The organism is Pantoea sp. MBLJ3, assembly GCF_000816655.1.
GTDB classification, from domain to species: domain Bacteria; phylum Pseudomonadota; class Gammaproteobacteria; order Enterobacterales; family Enterobacteriaceae; genus Pantoea; species Pantoea eucalypti.
On the sequence record NZ_JSUT01000005.1, the window covers coordinates 755,599 to 771,954 of the forward strand.

Consider the following 16,356-nt stretch of genomic DNA (forward strand, 5'->3'; position numbering starts at 1 on the left):
ATCGGCCATATCTCCCTGCCAGTCATGGTCTGGCATCGTCGTGTCATGAAGAGTGCGCTCCGGAATGCTGGCAATTATTCATACCAACCTTTCCGGGGCGCTTATACGTGATATCAGGCAGCATACCGCTAACGCGTTCTCTGACCATAAGGTACAGAGTGCTTTTCTCATCCCCGGATTCACTCAGTCAGTTACAGTTCCCCCCACGCCTGCCGATAACTCTCTACAGAACAACATCAATTTTGATTTTCACTTTGTGGAGTGTCTATGCGCTTCAATTACGACCTGTTACCGGGCGAGCGGCTGACCTTCGACGAGATCGCCCGGCGTTATGCGTTGCAATACCCTGATGAGAAAGAGCTGACAGCCCGCGCGTTGCTCAGTCCCTCAACGGGCCTGCGTACGCTAAAAATTCGTGCGGTGTTTGCACAGGAGGAGAGTAACAGTCCGCTGGAGGACCTGCTGTTCATCTCCCATGACAACGAGCGAAAAAATTACCTGCGTCGCTTTGAGCACTACCTGAAGCAGAATCTCTCTTTCCTCTATTTCCGTCGCAGCGAGAACGAGAAGCGCGAAAACCTGTGGAAAGTGATGGGCAGCAGCCAGGTTTTCGCGATGATCGATCCGCAATCCGCTACGGCGCAGAACCTGATTAACAGTCGCGGCTACAAACTGGTGCTGATGCATCAGGATGATGATGACGCTTACTGGCAGCTCTTCAGTCCGCAGGCCGATCCCTGTTTTCCGCAGTCGCAGCGCATTCAGTTCATCGTGGTGCTGAGTACGCCGCAGCACAAAGTCCCTGCGGCGGTCATGCCGGGTACTGAAGTCGGACGTCGGGTTAAAGCGCGGGTGCTGCAGCGCGCCAGTCAGGCGGAATTCAGTGCCGGGGTAAAAGCCCGCTACGGCGCCTGTGTAATGACCGGAACCGAGCTGACCGAACGCCATAACTGGCCGTGGGTGGAAGCCTGCCATATCGACACACAGGAAGGCGATGACGGTATCCTTGCCGATAACAGCATCGATAATGGCCTCTTTTTACGCAGCGATTTACAGCGGTTATTTATTAACCGACTGATTAGTATAAATGGTGAGTCGGGAGAGATTCAGGTGCACCCTGGCGAGGAGGCGCGGCAGCATATCGCGCCCTGGTATCAGGAGCTGGATGGTCGCGTCTGTAGCCTGTGGGCCGCCGTACCACCCGCCACGCGGCAACGGCTTCGCGCCCGTCGTTAATTTCTATTGATGGGTGCAGAACGATATGCACCCTGACTTAACAAAAATGAAATAGCCTCGTTTTACCCCGCCTATTCAGTCAATCGAAAACGCTACAGAATTGCATAATCATGCCGATAACTTCATTAACGCAGGGTAGTCAACGTGAACGATTTCTATACCGCCGAAGGCGTGATGGACAAGCATTCGCTCTGGCAGCGCTACGTGCCGCTGGTGCGTCATGAAGCGTTGCGTCTGCAGGTTCGCCTGCCGGCAAGTGTTGAGCTTGACGACTTGCTGCAGGCAGGTGGGATAGGGCTGTTAAATGCCGTAGAGCGCTACGACGCGCTTCAGGGTACAGCCTTTACCACCTACGCCGTGCAGCGTATTCGTGGCGCAATGCTCGATGAGCTTCGCAGTCGGGACTGGGCACCACGCAGCGTGCGTCGTAACGCACGTGAGGTGGCTGGCGCAATGCACAGAGTTGAACAGTCGCTGGGGCGTTCTGCTTCCGAGCAGGAAGTCGCGCAGCAGCTGAACGTTTCAATGGAGGAGTACCGGCAGATCCTGCTGGACACCAACAACAGTCAACTTTTCTCCTACGACGAGTATCGGGAAGAGCACGGCGACAGCGCGGAGCTGGTGACGGAAGGCCATGAAGAAGCCAATCCACTTCACCAGTTGCTTGAAGGGAGTCTGCGTGAGCGCGTCATTGAAGCGATCGAAGCGTTACCCGATCGTGAAAAGATGGTGCTGACACTGTACTACCAGGAAGAACTGAACCTGAAAGAGATTGGTGCGGTGCTTGATGTGGGTGAATCCCGTGTCAGCCAGCTGCACAGTCAGGCGATTAAACGCCTGCGGGCCCGACTTGCGGGAGCGCGCTAGCAGTATCAGTTCCTGGCGATTCAAAATTATAAGAAACCGGGGACTCAGTAATGGGAGCCAAGACCAAAGCCAGACCGTTAAGTCGTTATCTTAAAGACTATAAACACAGCCAGAGCAATTGTTCACACTGTGGCAAGGTATTAGATCGAATGGCGCTCGTTTTTCGTGGCCAGATCATCAATAAAGAGGCCATCGCTCGGATGGACCAGATGATTGATGAACAGCTGTGGCTGAAACTTCAGCCCGAGCTGACCGCGCTTTGTCGTTTTTGTAGTGATATTTTTTGCAATACCCATCCTAATTACTTCGACATTATGGCGTTTAAACAGTATCTGTTTGAACAGACAGAGATGAGCCCGAGCACGATTCGTGAGTATGTGGTGCGTCTCCGTCGACTGGATGAGATGCTGAAAGCCAAAAATTTCCCGGCCGAAAAGCTTAAAGGAAATAGCTGGCATCAGTGTCTGGAAAGCGATTTGCCCGATGCCGGTAATAACAATTACCGCATTGCGCTGCGCAAGTACGATCAGTTCTTAGGCTGGCAGCAGGCGTAAGCCTGATCTGCACCGATTGTTCCCCCGCGTGCCTGTGGCACAATCCTCTTTTCCCGCCAGCCGGGAAAAAGGGGCGGGGGAGCACGGCGCTTCTTCCTCCTGGTTTTTTCCCTGCACTTCCGTCACACCGCATCTGCTGACACCTGAATAAGGGTGATCCTTTTCGCATCTTCTGCAACACTGTAAGGATAATTCCCGTGCCCAAACGGAGGCCGCATTGTCTTTGCATTTGTTACACCAATTTCCTCGTCTTGAACTGCTGGGCGCACCGACGCCGTTAGAACATCTGCCACGGCTTTCTGATTATCTGGGGCGCGATATTTTCATCAAACGCGATGACTTCACGCCTGTCGCGATGGGTGGCAACAAGCTGCGCAAGCTGGAATTTCTGGCGGCCGATGCCCTGCGTGAAGGTGCCGATGTGTTACTGACTGCGGGCGCTATTCAGTCCAACCATGTGCGTCAGACGGCGGCAGTCGCTGCCCGGCTTGGCCTGAAGTGCGTAGCGCTGCTGGAAAACCCGATCGGTACACACGCTGAAAACTACCTGAGCAACGGCAACCGTCTGTTACTGGATCTGATGGATGCTGAAGTGATCATGGTGGATGCGCTGCACAATCCCACCGAACAGCTGGCTGAAGAGGCAACCCGGCTGGAAGCGCAGGGCTTTCGTCCTTACATCGTGCCGGTCGGCGGCTCAAATGCGCTGGGTGCACTAGGCTATGTGGAGTGTGCACAGGAGATCGCTCATCAGAGCGAAGGCGTGGTTGATTTCGCCGCCGTGATCGTTGCTTCCGGTAGTGCTGGCACCCATGCCGGACTGGCGGTAGGACTGGAGCATCTGCTGCCGGAAACCGAGCTGGTGGGCGTCACCGTTTCACGTCAGGTTGACGCGCAGCTGCCGCTGGTTGAGCGGCTGCGTCAGTCGCTGGCAGAGAAGCTGGAAGTACAGGTTAAGGCACCGATCACCCTGTGGGATGACTATTTTGCGCCACGCTACGGCGAGCCGAATGATGAAGGCATGGCGGCGGTAAAACTGCTGGCGCAGCTGGAAGGGATACTGCTGGATCCGGTTTACACCGGCAAGGCGATGGCCGGACTGCTGGATGGCATCAGCCAGAATCGTTTCCGCCGTGAAGGTCCGTTGCTGTTTATTCATACGGGCGGGGCACCGGCGTTATTTGCTTATCATCCTTCAGTCTGAGACAAGCGAATAAAACAGTTTATACTCCGTGCGTTATCATTTTGAACAGGCAGCGATACGCGGTGCTGCCCTTATAACAACACACACAATACTGTCAATAATGGGGTGAATATGTCCTTTTCTCGTGCAGGTCGTCAGATGGTGATGGGCGTTATGGCTGTGGCGCTGATTGCAGGCGTCAACGTTAAAACCTTTGCAGCGGAAAACCTGCTGAACAAAATTAAAGAGCGCGGCACGCTGCTGGTGGGGCTGGAAGGCACTTATCCGCCATTCAGCTTTCAGGATGAAAAGGGCAAGCTGACCGGTTTTGAAGTGGAATTCGCGGAACAGCTGGCGCAGCACATGGGCGTCAAAGCGAGCCTTAAACCCACCAAGTGGGATGGCATGCTGGCGTCACTCGACGCGAAGCGCATTGATGTGGTGATCAACCAGGTCACTATCTCTGATGAGCGCAAGAAGAAGTATGACTTCTCAACGCCATACACGGTCTCCGGTATTCAGGCACTGACCATGAAAGCCAACGCCAGCACTATCACTAAACCGGCTGATCTGGCCGGTAAGAAAGTGGGCGTGGGTCTGGGCACTAACTACGAGCAGTGGCTGCGCGAGAATGTGAAGGGCGTGGACATCCGTACCTATGATGATGACCCGACCAAATATCAGGATCTGCGTTCTGGCCGTCTGAATGCGATTCTGGTTGACCGTCTGGCCGCGCTGGATCTGGTGAAGAAAACCGGTGACACCATGGCCGTCGCGGGCGATGCGTTCTCCCGTCAGGAATCGGGCGTGGCGATGCGTAAAGGTAACGACGATCTGCTGAAAGCGGTCAACCAGGCTATTGCTGATATGCAGAAAGATGGCTCGCTGAGCAAGCTGTCTCAGAAATGGTTTGGCGCGGATGTGACGAAATAATGCAGGAAAGTCTTCAACTGGTGCTGGATTCAGCACCTTTTTTATTAAAGGGCGCGCTGTTTACGCTGCAGCTCAGCATCGGCGGGATGTTCTTTGGTCTGCTGCTGGGCTTTATTCTGGCGCTGATGCGTCTGTCACGCTTCTGGCCGGTTCGCTGGCTGGCGCGGATCTATGTCTCGATTTTCCGTGGCACGCCGTTAATCGCCCAGCTTTTTATGATCTATTACGGCCTGCCGCAGTTTGGCATTGAACTGGATCCGATCCCCTCTGCGATGATTGGTCTTTCCCTGAATACCGCCGCTTACGCCTCAGAGTCACTGCGCGGCGCGATTTCATCGATTGAACGCGGTCAGTGGGAAGCGGCGGCCAGTATCGGCATGACGCGCTGGCAAACGCTGCGCCGGGTCATTCTGCCGCAGGCAGCGCGCACCGCGTTGCCACCGCTGGGCAACAGCTTTATCAGTCTGGTGAAAGATACCTCGCTGGCAGCGACCATTCAGGTGCCGGAACTGTTCCGTCAGGCGCAGTTGATCACCTCACGCACGCTGGAAGTCTTCACCATGTATCTGGCGGCCTCGCTAATCTACTGGGTGATGGCAACGGTGTTGTCTGCGTTGCAGAACCGGCTGGAACAGCATGTTAATCGTCAGGATTCGGAGTCGAAATGAGCGCCATTGAAGTCAGAAAGCTGGTGAAATCGTTTAACGGCCAGACGGTGCTCCACGACATCGACCTTGATGTTGCCGCTGGTGAAGTGGTGGCGATTATCGGCCCCAGCGGCTCAGGTAAAACCACGCTGCTGCGCAGTATTAATCTGCTGGAAGTGCCGGATAGCGGCACCATCCGCGTCGGGGAGATTACTGTCGATGCCGCGCTGGCGCAGAGCAAGCAGAAAGAGCAGGTGCGTCGTTTGCGTCAGCAGGTCGGCTTTGTCTTCCAGAACTTCAATCTGTTTCCGCACCGTTCGGTGATGGAGAACATTATTGAAGGGCCGGTCATTGTTAAAGGCGAGCCGAAAGCGGATGCAATAGCCCGTGCCCGCACTCTGCTGGAGAAGGTCGGGCTGAATGGTAAGGAGGAGAGCTATCCGCGCCGTCTGTCAGGAGGACAGCAGCAGCGCGTGGCAATTGCGCGTGCACTGGCGATGCGGCCGGAAGTCATTCTGTTCGACGAGCCGACCTCTGCGCTGGACCCGGAGCTGGTAGGCGAAGTGCTCAGCACCATTCGTGCCCTGGCCGAGGAGAAACGTACCATGGTTATCGTCACGCATGAGATGAGTTTTGCCCGCGACGTTGCGGACCGCGCCATTTTTATGGACCAGGGACGTATTGTCGAGCAGGGCGACGCGAAAGCGTTGTTCAGTAACCCTCAGCAGCCGCGAACCCGTCAGTTCCTCGATAAATTCCTTAATCAGTAATTCCACTGCCTTCTCCGGAAGGCAGTTTTATCCCTCCCGTACGCCTGTTTTAACGCAGCAATGGACTGCTTTTTCCTGAGTGTGCGGCGCAATATCATAACTATTTATTTAGCCGTTAAACCTTTTGGCACATCTGACAAATCTTTTCTTTTCATCGGATATTAAATGGCTTTTACTGATGCCACTTTCTCTTATTTGTATTTTAGCGATCATCAGGGAATATTATCGTTTTCTTTGAGTGAGGTGGCGGTAATAAGCGTATCGCTTCATCAATTAATAAGTGTAAGGAAACGTTCGGTCAGGTAAATAACTGTAGCAGCAGGGCCACTCCACGGCTTTTAAGAGTTTCGCTACATTCAACTTCGGCTCAATGGCGAATAATCGCTGGATAACCATAAAAGCAAAACTGCTTTCCTCGCTTTTACATTCCAGCATTCTGACCTACACAGCAGGAGTCATTGAATGAGCCAGACTAAGTCAGACCAGATATTATGGGTAGATACCCTTAAGGGCGCCTGCATATTGCTGGTGGTCCTGTACCACACGGTTTTACCCGGCTTTGAAGGAACCATGAAATATCTCACTGCCGGATGGATTCCTGCCGAAATATGGATACAGTTTAATACGGTATTGTCGCCGCTGCGTATGCCTGCCTTTTTCTTTGTTTCAGGATTGCTGGCGACGAATGGCATTATTAACCGGCCCTGGAAACAGGTGTTTACCAGTCGTATTACCAATCTCTTTTATCTCTATATTCTATGGGGCTTTATTCAGTGGTGGTCCATCATAGGCATCTCTACTGAAATTACCGGCCAGCGCATTTCCCAGAATCTCAATGCCGCCTATGCGGGTTCACTATTCGAGTTCCTGAAACTGACCTTTATGGCCATGAGTACGTCATGGTATTTGTATGGGCTGGGGCTCTATTTCCTCTGTGCCAAAGTTTTTCGTCAATATAAGCTGGCCCTGGTATTGGTGGCGATCCTGCTGAATTACCTCGCGGTGGAAAAAGTGATTCCGTTCTGGGGTCCCCAGAGTCTGGCCCAATATTTCCTGTTCTTCCTGTTAGGTGCGTTCTGGAGTCAGACCATGCTGCGCCTGAGTGAGTGGCGGCGCGAGAATCTGATGCCCTGGGCGCTACTGGCAGCGGTCGCGGGGATTCATGTGATTTTCGGTCTGGATAAGAGTCTGTTCCTGTGCGTACTGGCTGTGTTGTTCAGTATTGCCGCGTGCCGCTGGCTGAATCAGCATTTCAGCATGCGCTATCTCAACTGGGTTGGCCGCAATACACTGCAGATTTACGTTATCCATCGTATCTTCATCGAGTTCTTTGGTATGTCTGCGATTCTGTTCGCGCAGCGTCATCATCTGTTTGAGCAGGCGTGGTTTTCGTTTCTCTGGGCTTGCTTCTATCCGGTGGCGATAGTCGGTCTGTGTTCGCTCTGCTCAGTGGCTATCTGGTCGCTGACCAATCGCGGCGTGGGGCAGTCGCTGTTTGTATTTCCGACACTGGTTAAGCGGGCGCATGGGAGGGGGTGAGGTTTGCGCCTTGCAGCAGGCTGCGCGGTAGCTTCCACCTGGAAGCGGGCAGGGTACGCTTAGCAGCGGGCTGACACTGAGCGGGTTACGCCCGCCAGGCGGTGGGGAGTTTCAGGTTGCCCGTGCAGGCGGACGCGTTAAGGGGCGTACGCCCGCCCCTTAACAATCCCGGCGTCCGGCAGCCTGCGCGCCCCGCTTTGCGGGGTCCCTTCGTCACGCCCTGCGGCCTGCGGACCGTCCGGACGCGCCTTCCCTGGCGCGTTCCGTCCTTTCGCCGACGTCCTGTCGGCTCATCCTTGCCTCCGGTTGTTCCTCAGCGCTTCGGATGCCTCTGATAAATCCCCGCCGGTGGGGTTTTTGCCCGGTGGGGGAGGTTCAGGCCGCTGAAAGCGGGGGAAGGGCATGGCGGGTTTCGCTTTGCAGCGGGCTGACATTAAGCGGGTTACGCCCGCCAGGCGGTGGGGAGTTTCAGGTTGTCCGTGCAGGCGGACGCGTCAAGGGGCGAACGCCCGCCCCTTAACAATCCCGGCGTCCGGCAGCCTGCACGCCCCGCGTTGCGGGGTGCCTTTGTCACGCCCTGCGGCCTGCGGACCGTCCGGACGCGCCTTCCCTGGCGCGTTCCGTCCTTTCGCCGACGTCCTGTCGGCTCCTCCTTGCCTCCGGTTATTCCTCAGCGCTTCGGATGCCTCTGGTAAACCCCTGCCGGTGGGATTTTTGCCCGGTTCGGGGATTAAGGCCGCTGAAAGGGGGGGGGAAGGGGCTGGCTGGTTTCGCTTTGCAGCGGGCTGACACTGAGCGGGTTACGCCCGCCAGGCGGTGGGGTGTTTCAGTTTGTCCGTGCAGGCGGACGCGTTAAGGGGCGTACGCCCGCCCCTTAACAATCCCGGCGTCCGGCAGCCTGCGCGCCCCGCGTTGCGGGGTCCCTTCGTCACGCCCTTTGGCCTGCGGACCGTCCGGACGCGCCATCCCTGGCGCGTTCCGTCCTTTCGCCGACGTCCTGTCGGCTCCTCCTTGCCTCCGGTTGTTCCTCAGCGCTTCGGATGCCTCTCCCAACCCCGCCTCTAATATCCTGGTTTTTATCGGACACAGCGTTGTCTGGTGGTTTGAAAACCAAAGCTAATTTTGAAAGCTATCAGCGGCAATGCATCAACATTAAAAAGAAGAGCCAACAGAGGATGGTGTGAAAGGCCACTCTTCCTGCCCGGCAGAGAGCCGCAGATAACCCTCCGGACTTACAGGGACGACGTACCCAACACAAAAAGAAGAGATAAAAAGTAGATAGGGTGGAAGGCCATTCTTCCTGCCCGGCAGAGAGACACAGATAATCCTCCGGACTTACAGCGACGACGTACCCAACACAAAAAAAGAGATAAAAGCGGGGAAGGGAGGCCGTCAGAGCCGCTGAGCGGATGAGGGATTTCAGGACGAGCGGCAGGGATGCCGCGAAGAGGCGGGTTCGCGCCAGGGAGGGCGCGTCCCGCCGGTCCGTAAGAAATCCGGAAGAAGCGAAGGAACCGCGAAGCGGCGGTGAAGCAGGCCGGAGCCCTGGGTCAAGGGGGCGCGGCGACTGGCGCCCCCTTGTTGGTCGCCTGCAGAGGCGTAACTGAAACTGGCCAGCTCACCAGGCGAACGAAACCTTCTCATAGCCCGTTCGCGCAGCGAACCCCCCAGCACCTGTGTGCACCCAAGCCCCTTCGCGCAGCGAACCCCCCCTTAAGCTTCAGCGCTACCCAATCGTCATCAGACTCGCATTACCGCCCGCCGCGGCAGTATTCACACTCAGTGAACGCTCAATTAACAGACGTTCCAGCAGCAGATTGGTCTCGCCGCGGGCGAAGCCCTGCACCGACACAATCGCGCCGTCACGCGCCGCAATTTGTTCGCACAGGGTGCGCAGCTGATCGGCATCGCCGTGATAGATCACCGCATCAAACTCCGAGGCTAATGGGTCACGCGCCAGCGTGATACGCGCTTTCACGGCGTCAGGCAGTGCCGCCCGCAGGGTGCGATGCAGCTCATCATCTGCCCACAGCGCTTTACTGCCCACGCTGGTGACCGCAGCCAGCTGGACTAACGCATCCTGCTCGTTGTCAGCCAGACAGAGCACCTGGTCACGCGGCAACAGTGAGAAAGTGTTACGTTCGCCGGTTGGGCCAGGCAACAGGCGGACCACGCCCGCCTGGGCCAGCTCGCCATAGTGCTGGCAGAGTTCAGCCAGCTCAGGCTTATCTTTAGCCCAGTTGCTGAGTGCCTGATGCGGTGCCAGTAAAGAGTGACGGAGCGTGCTGTCGGCCGGGCGCTCGGCATCCTGACGATCAAAGGTCAGACGCAGTGCGCTATCCGGGCGATGGGCAAGCAAGCGATAAAGATAGAGTGGGCCACCCGCTTTCGGACCGGTTCCGGATAAGCCTTCACCACCAAACGGCTGAACGCCGACCACGGCGCCGACCATGTTGCGGTTAACGTAAAGGTTGCCGACCCGGGCGTTCGCCGTCACCTGCGCGATGGTTTCGTCGATGCGCGTATGCACGCCCAGCGTCAGGCCATAGCCGGAGGCGTTGATCTGATTAACCAGCTGCGGCAGGTTGTTGCGGGTGAAGCGCACGACGTGAAGCACTGGCCCAAAAATCTCTTTATCCAGATCGCTAACCTGATTCAGCTCAATCAGCGTCGGTTTCACAAAGGTGCCGCTATTCCACTCTTTGCTGTCCTGCGGGTTATCCTGCACCGCCTGATACACCGTGAAGCCCTTGTTACGCATCGCCTGAATATGACGGTCGATATTGGCTTTGGCTTCGGCATCAATCACCGGGCCGATATCGGTTGAGAAGCGTTCCGGATTGCCCATGCGGCACTCCGCCATCGCGCCACGCAGCATCTTCAGCGTATGGTCGGCGACATCTTCCTGAATACAGAGCAGACGCAGCGCAGAGCAGCGCTGTCCCGCGCTGTCGAAGGCCGAGGCGACGATATCGATCACCACCTGCTCAGTCAGCGCGGAAGAGTCGACGATCATCGCGTTCATCCCGCCGGTTTCCGCAATCAGCGGCACCGGACGACCATGTTGATCAAGGCGACCGGCAAGATTGCGCTGCAGCAGGGTTGCCACGGCAGTCGAGCCGGTAAACATCACGCCGCGAATCCGATCGTCTCCGGTCAGCTGTGCACCGACCGTTTCGCCCTGGCCTGGCAGCAGTTGCAGCACGCCTGGCGGCACACCCGCATCCAGCAGGATCTGAACCGCCTGCGCGGCAATCAGTGGGGTTTGCTCAGCCGGTTTTGCCAGCACGCTATTGCCAGCTGCCAGTGCAGCCGCAACCTGACCCGTGAAAATCGCCAGCGGGAAGTTCCACGGACTGATACAGACCACCGGGCCAAGTGGACGGTGCGTTTCGTTGTCGAAATCGTCCCGCACCATACCGGCGTAGTAATAGAGGAAATCAACGGCTTCACGGACTTCCGCGATAGCGTTGTTATAAGTCTTGCCCGCTTCACGCACCAGGATACCAATCAGCTGTTGCATCTGGCCTTCCATCTGCTGTGCAGCGCGTTCCAGGATCGCAGCACGCTCCTGCGGCGGCGTGGCAAACCAGATCGGTCCGCTGTTCACGGCGGCATCCAGTGCCACAGAGACCTCCTGCTCAGTAGCTTCGCGAACCTGACCGACACGGTCGCCCGGTGCGGCCGGGTTAAGGATATCGCGCAGCTCGCCTGCACCCGCTTCACCCTCTATAATCGGCTCGGCCAGACAGGGCTGTGCGGCGCTGCTCAGCAGGGCGCTGGACAGTGAGGCAAGACGATGTTCGTTGGCCATATCCAGACCCGAAGAGTTAACGCGGTTATCGCCATACAGTTCGCGCGGCAGAGGGATCTTCGGATGCGGCAGGCCAATGGCGCCTTCGCTGGCACCCAGTTTCTCGACGGCAGTCACCGGATCGGCTACCAGCTCATCGATCGGCAGCGAGGTATCAGCAATACGGTTAACAAAGGAGGTGTTGGCCCCGTTTTCTAACAGGCGACGAACCAGATAGGCCAGCAGGGTTTCATGGGTGCCCACCGGCGCATAGATACGGCAGGGACGATTAAGCTTGCCGTCCGCCACTTTGCCGACCACCTGCTCATACAGTGGTTCGCCCATGCCGTGCAGGCACTGGAACTCATACTGGCCCGGATAGTAGTTATTGCCCGCCAGTTGATAAATTGCCGCCAGAGTGTGCGCGTTGTGCGTCGCGAACTGCGGATAGATCAGGCTTGGCACCGCCAGCAGTTTGCGGGCACAGGCCAGGTAAGAGATATCGGTGTAAACCTTGCGGGTATAAACCGGGTAGCCCTCCAGGCCTTCCATCTGGGCGCGCTTGATTTCGCTGTCCCAGTACGCGCCTTTCACCAGACGGATCATCAGGCGACGGCGGCTGCGCTGTGCCAGATCAATCAGCTCATCAATGACAAACGGACAGCGTTTCATGTAGGCCTGAATCACAAACCCGATGCCGTTCCAGCCTTCCAGCTCTGGCTCGAAACAGAGTTTTTCCAGCATATCGAGTGACAGTTCCAGCCGATCGGCTTCTTCTGCGTCGATATTGATGCCGATGTCATAAGAGCGGGCCAGCAGCGTCAGTGATTTCAGAATAGGGTAGAGCTCGTCCATTACACGCTCATACTGCGCGCGGCTGTAGCGGGGATGCAGTGCGGAGAGCTTGATGGAGATGCCGGGTCCTTCATAAATGCCACGTCCATTCGACGCTTTACCAATGGCATGGATCGCCTGCTGATAAGAGAGCAGATAGGCTTTGGCATCGCCTGCAGTAAGTGCCGCTTCGCCCAGCATATCGTAAGAGTAGCGGAAACCTTTCTCTTCCAGCTTGCGGGCGTTAGCCAGCGCTTCGGCAATGGTTTCACCGGTAACGAACTGCTCACCCATCAGACGCATCGCCATATCCACGCCTTTGCGGATCAGTGGCTCGCCACCCTTACCAATAATGCGGTTAAGCGAGCTGGAGAGGTTCGACTCATTGTGGGTCGAAACCAGGCGGCCGGTAAACAGCAGGCCCCAGGTCGCTGCATTGACAAACATTGAGGAGCTGCGTCCCAGATGTGACTGCCAGTTGCCATTGCTGATTTTGTCGCGAATCAGCGCATCGCGCGTGGGTTTGTCAGGAATACGCAGCAGCGCTTCAGCCAGGCACATCAGCGCTACGCCTTCATGTGAGGAGAGAGAGAACTCCTGCAGCAGACTTTGCACCATGCCAGCGCGTCCGGTTGCCCCTTTCTGGTGCCGCAGCTTGTCGGCGAGCTGATAAGCCAGCTGATGGGTTTTCTCTGCCAGCGCTGCCGGCAAGCGGGCCTGCTCCAGCATCATGGGTACTGCATCAGTCTCCGGACGACGCCAGGCGGCGGTCACCGCTGAACGGGTCACTGACTGAGGTAAAATCTGCTCTGCGAAGTCAAGGAACGGCTGGTGCGACTCCTCTGGCTGGGTGTCATCGGACTCCGCGACCGCCAGGGCAGAAAGCGGGATCTCCGGCACGGCGTCGCCGCTTTCAAGCTGGCCCAGGTAGTTAAATATCGCCTGTTTAATCAGCCAGTGTGGCGTGCGATCAATCCGCTGTGCAGCCAGTTTGATGCGCTCACGTGTTGCGTCATCCAGTTTTACACCCATGGTGGTTGTAGCCATGACTCCAGAGCTCCTTGTAGTGGTTCGGTACGGCGTTGGCTGCACTATCACTTAAGTTGCAACTTTGTGCAACCGTGTTAAATGTGAGCCAGTTAACACCCTTTAAATGAGGCCGATTGTTAAATTTCTCAAAGCGGCATGGATATTGCTGCAAGATCCTCGCCAAGTTGGCAAGCCTGATAAAAAGCGGTTTTATGGCGGGTAATTCCGTGGTGCAACCGGATAACTGTGAGCGAGTGCAACCTATCAGCACGTTTTCACAAACGGTTAGTGAAATCACTGTAACGCCTGTGTTAAATCCATTGTGCGCGCCACGCCTTTCCGGCAGGATACCGCGCCGCTGGGAAATGACTGACGCCCTGACGAAAAAATCGGCCCGCTTTGCCCCGTTCCGGCTGGCGGGTAGCTGGCGATTTCTCTGGGATATCAAATAATAAGTGGAGAGACAGATGAGTGTAAGTACACCAATGCTGGTGACCTTTGTGATTTATATTCTTGGGATGGTGTTGATTGGTTTTATAGCCTGGCGCTCAACCAAAAACTTCGATGATTACATCCTCGGTGGCCGCAGCCTGGGTAGCGTGGTCACGGCACTCTCTGCCGGTGCCTCCGATATGAGCGGCTGGCTGCTGATGGGATTACCCGGTGCCATTTTCATCTCCGGTATCTCTGAAAGCTGGATCGCAATTGGCCTGACCATCGGTGCCTGGCTGAACTGGAAAATCGTGGCGGGTCGCCTGCGGGTCCAGACCGAGCATCATGACAACGCGCTGACGTTGCCGGACTTCTTCACCAGCCGCTTTGAAGACCACAGTAAAATCCTGCGTGTCATTTCTGCTCTTGTGATCCTGGTGTTCTTCACTATCTATTGCGCCTCGGGCGTGGTGGCCGGTGCGCGTCTGTTTGAAAGCACCTTTGGTATGAGCTATGAAACTGCCCTGTGGGCGGGTGCAGCGGCGACTATCCTCTATACGCTGGTGGGTGGGTTCCTGGCGGTAAGCTGGACCGATACCGTTCAGGCGAGCCTGATGATTTTTGCGCTCATCCTGACGCCGGTGTTTGTGATTATCGCGGTCGGCGGCTGGTCTGATTCCATGGCAGTGATTCAAGCGAAAAGCCTGGAAAACCTCGACATGCTCAAGGGGCTGAACTTCGTGGCGGTCATCTCGCTGCTTGGATGGGGTCTGGGTTACTTCGGGCAGCCGCATATCCTGGCGCGTTTTATGGCGGCAGATTCACATCGCTCAATCCGTACCGCACGTCGCATCGGTATGACGTGGATGGTGCTCTGTCTGGCGGGCGCTGTGGCGGTGGGCTTCTTTGGTATCGCCTACTTCCAGAACAACCCGACGCTGGCAACGGGCGTTAATGATAATGCTGAGCGCGTCTTTATTGAGCTGGCGCGTATTCTGTTCAACCCATGGATTGCGGGAATTCTGCTGTCAGCGATTCTGGCCGCCGTGATGTCAACGCTGAGCTGTCAGCTGCTGGTCTGCTCCAGTGCCCTGACTGAAGATCTCTACAAAGGTTTTCTGCGTAAAAATGCCAGCCAGAAAGAGCTGGTGTGGGTAGGGCGTCTGATGGTGCTGCTGGTGGCACTGATTGCCATTGCCCTGGCGTCTAATCCGGAAAACCGCGTGCTGGGCCTGGTGAGCTACGCCTGGGCGGGCTTCGGTGCTGCGTTTGGTCCGGTCGTGCTGTTTGGCGTCTGCTGGAAGCGCATGAACCGCAACGGTGCGCTGGCGGGCATGATTATCGGTGCGCTGACCGTGCTGCTGTGGAAACAGTATGGCTGGCTGGGACTGTATGAAATCATCCCAGGCTTCATCTTTGCCAGCATCGCGATCGTGGTCTTCAGTCTGATGGGACGTGAACCTTCAGCAGAAGCGCAACAGCGCTTTGTCGCTGCAGAAGCAGAGTTCCAGACCAAATAAGCGAAGCGTTAATCCTCAAGGCCTGTCCCGGAAGGGGCGGGCCTTTTTGTTACAAAGATAAATCACCCAAAGATGAAATTATCTCCACCAGTAACTTGTTTTTTTCGCAGCGATAATGATAATCGGTATCGTTTACACTTTACCTGATTTTACTATTTATTGACGCTGCTTAACATTCAAGAGGTTGGCGATGTTTGTTCCTTTTCTCATCATGCTGCGTGAAGGGCTTGAAGCCGCGCTGATAGTCAGCCTGATAGCCAGCTATCTCAAACGCACCCAGCGCACCCAATGGTTCCCGGCGATGTGGGCGGGCGTGTTTATCGCCGCTGCACTCTGTCTGGGCCTGGGTCTGTTCATCAATGCCACCACCGGTGAATTCCCGCAAAAAGAGCAGGAGCTGTTTGAAGGTATTGTGGCGCTGATTGCGGTCGTCATCCTCACCTCAATGGTGTTCTGGATGCGCAAAGTGGCACGCAATATCCGGGTCGAGCTTGAGCAGGCGGTCGATCAGGCGCTGCACCGCTCCGGCCGTGGCGGTCTGGCGCTGGTGCTGATGGTATTTCTGGCCGTGGCACGTGAAGGGCTGGAGTCTGTCTTCTTCCTGCTGGCCGCCTTTACTCAGGATGTCGGTTATGCGCCGCCGATTGGCGCGGTGCTGGGGCTGGCAACGGCGGTGGTGCTGGGCATGCTGCTCTACTGGGGCGGTATCCGCCTGAATATGGCGCACTTTTTCCGCTGGACCAGCGTGTTCATTTTATTTGTTGCGGCGGGCCTGGCGGCGGGGGCAATTCGTGCGTTCCACGAAGCAGGCCTCTGGAATCGCTTTCAGGATGTGGCGTTCGACCTCAGTAATACTTTATCGACCCATTCGCTGTTCGGCACTTTGCTGGAAGGGATTCTGGGATATCAGGAGGCCCCAAGCGTGAGTGAAGTGACCGTTTACTTCGTCTACCTGATCCCGGCGCTAATTTTGTTCTTTATGCCTGCGCGTCCTGCTGCGTCGGCCACGGTGTAATCAG

Annotated in this window: 12 protein-coding genes; 11 read left to right on the top strand and 1 reads right to left on the bottom strand. The window is 56.4% G+C overall.

Translation table 11 applies throughout. The features are described 5' to 3' along the window. The first annotated feature begins 267 nt into the window (after window positions 1-267). The 8 genes from NP77_RS09905 (at window position 268) to NP77_RS09940 (ending at window position 7,729) form a co-directional block, all read left to right on the top strand. Window positions 268-1,236 carry an HNH endonuclease signature motif containing protein gene (locus NP77_RS09905; protein WP_039659999.1) on the top strand — a complete coding sequence of 323 codons (969 nt, stop codon included), beginning with the start codon at window positions 268-270 and terminating at the stop codon, window positions 1,234-1,236. A gap of 144 nt (window positions 1,237-1,380) precedes the next feature. Beyond that, entirely contained in the window at window positions 1,381-2,103 is a 723-nt protein-coding gene (locus NP77_RS09910; protein WP_003854529.1) for an RNA polymerase sigma factor FliA, read from the top strand. Between the two features lie 50 nt (window positions 2,104-2,153). Next, window positions 2,154-2,657 (top strand): flagella biosynthesis regulatory protein FliZ, encoded by a 504-nt coding sequence (gene fliZ, locus NP77_RS09915; protein WP_008926851.1) that lies wholly within the window; start codon window positions 2,154-2,156, stop codon window positions 2,655-2,657. A 217-nt stretch (window positions 2,658-2,874) separates the two neighbouring features. After that, the gene (locus NP77_RS09920) at window positions 2,875-3,861 is read left to right on the top strand and encodes a D-cysteine desulfhydrase (RefSeq protein WP_039660002.1); all 987 of its coding nucleotides are present in this window, start codon (window positions 2,875-2,877) and stop codon (window positions 3,859-3,861) included. Between the two features lie 111 nt (window positions 3,862-3,972). Further along, window positions 3,973-4,773, top strand: a complete 801-nt coding sequence (tcyJ, locus tag NP77_RS09925) for a cystine ABC transporter substrate-binding protein (RefSeq protein WP_033743520.1) — start codon at window positions 3,973-3,975, stop codon at window positions 4,771-4,773. After that, window positions 4,773-5,441, top strand: a complete 669-nt coding sequence (tcyL, locus tag NP77_RS09930) for a cystine ABC transporter permease (RefSeq protein WP_003854540.1) — start codon at window positions 4,773-4,775, stop codon at window positions 5,439-5,441. Before tcyJ ends, tcyL begins: the two co-directional genes overlap by 1 nt. Further along, window positions 5,438-6,190, top strand: a complete 753-nt coding sequence (tcyN, locus tag NP77_RS09935) for an L-cystine ABC transporter ATP-binding protein TcyN (protein WP_003854542.1) — start codon at window positions 5,438-5,440, stop codon at window positions 6,188-6,190. Before tcyL ends, tcyN begins: the two co-directional genes overlap by 4 nt. 462 nt (window positions 6,191-6,652) lie before the next feature. Beyond that, window positions 6,653-7,729, top strand: a complete 1,077-nt coding sequence (locus tag NP77_RS09940; RefSeq protein WP_008926847.1) for an acyltransferase family protein — start codon at window positions 6,653-6,655, stop codon at window positions 7,727-7,729. A gap of 1,726 nt (window positions 7,730-9,455) precedes the next feature. Here NP77_RS09940 and putA read toward each other — a convergent pair. Further along, window positions 9,456-13,403, bottom strand: a complete 3,948-nt coding sequence (gene putA / locus NP77_RS09945) for a trifunctional transcriptional regulator/proline dehydrogenase/L-glutamate gamma-semialdehyde dehydrogenase (protein WP_039660007.1) — start codon at window positions 13,401-13,403, stop codon at window positions 9,456-9,458. 116 nt (window positions 13,404-13,519) lie between these two features. Between putA and NP77_RS23425 the strand changes: the two genes are divergently transcribed. The 3 genes from NP77_RS23425 to efeU all read left to right on the top strand — a co-directional run bounded on the left by NP77_RS23425 (window position 13,520) and on the right by efeU (window position 16,352). Beyond that, window positions 13,520-13,837, top strand: a complete 318-nt coding sequence (locus NP77_RS23425; RefSeq protein ID WP_156137295.1) for a hypothetical protein — start codon at window positions 13,520-13,522, stop codon at window positions 13,835-13,837. 15 nt (window positions 13,838-13,852) lie between these two features. Then, the gene (gene putP, locus NP77_RS09950; protein WP_039660009.1) at window positions 13,853-15,337 is read left to right on the top strand and encodes a sodium/proline symporter PutP; all 1,485 of its coding nucleotides are present in this window, start codon (window positions 13,853-13,855) and stop codon (window positions 15,335-15,337) included. Between the two features lie 190 nt (window positions 15,338-15,527). Next, complete coding sequence (gene efeU / locus NP77_RS09955) at window positions 15,528-16,352, top strand: iron uptake transporter permease EfeU (protein ID WP_039660010.1); 825 nt, start codon at window positions 15,528-15,530, stop codon at window positions 16,350-16,352. The last annotated feature ends 4 nt before the right edge of the window (window positions 16,353-16,356 follow it).

What these genes read in the sequence shown, in the direction of transcription:
- NP77_RS09905 (WP_039659999.1), top strand. Translation starts at nt 268, where the DNA reads ATGCGCTTCAATTACGACCTGTTACCGGGCGAGCGGCTGACCTTCGAC.
- fliZ (WP_008926851.1), top strand. Translation starts at nt 2,154, where the DNA reads ATGGGAGCCAAGACCAAAGCCAGACCGTTAAGTCGTTATCTTAAAGAC.
- tcyJ (WP_033743520.1), top strand. Translation starts at nt 3,973, where the DNA reads ATGTCCTTTTCTCGTGCAGGTCGTCAGATGGTGATGGGCGTTATGGCT.
- tcyL (WP_003854540.1), top strand. Translation starts at nt 4,773, where the DNA reads ATGCAGGAAAGTCTTCAACTGGTGCTGGATTCAGCACCTTTTTTATTA.
- tcyN (WP_003854542.1), top strand. Translation starts at nt 5,438, where the DNA reads ATGAGCGCCATTGAAGTCAGAAAGCTGGTGAAATCGTTTAACGGCCAG.
- NP77_RS09940 (WP_008926847.1), top strand. Translation starts at nt 6,653, where the DNA reads ATGAGCCAGACTAAGTCAGACCAGATATTATGGGTAGATACCCTTAAG.
- putA (WP_039660007.1), bottom strand. Translation starts at nt 13,403, where the DNA reads ATGGCTACAACCACCATGGGTGTAAAACTGGATGACGCAACACGTGAG.
- putP (WP_039660009.1), top strand. Translation starts at nt 13,853, where the DNA reads ATGAGTGTAAGTACACCAATGCTGGTGACCTTTGTGATTTATATTCTT.
- efeU (WP_039660010.1), top strand. Translation starts at nt 15,528, where the DNA reads ATGTTTGTTCCTTTTCTCATCATGCTGCGTGAAGGGCTTGAAGCCGCG.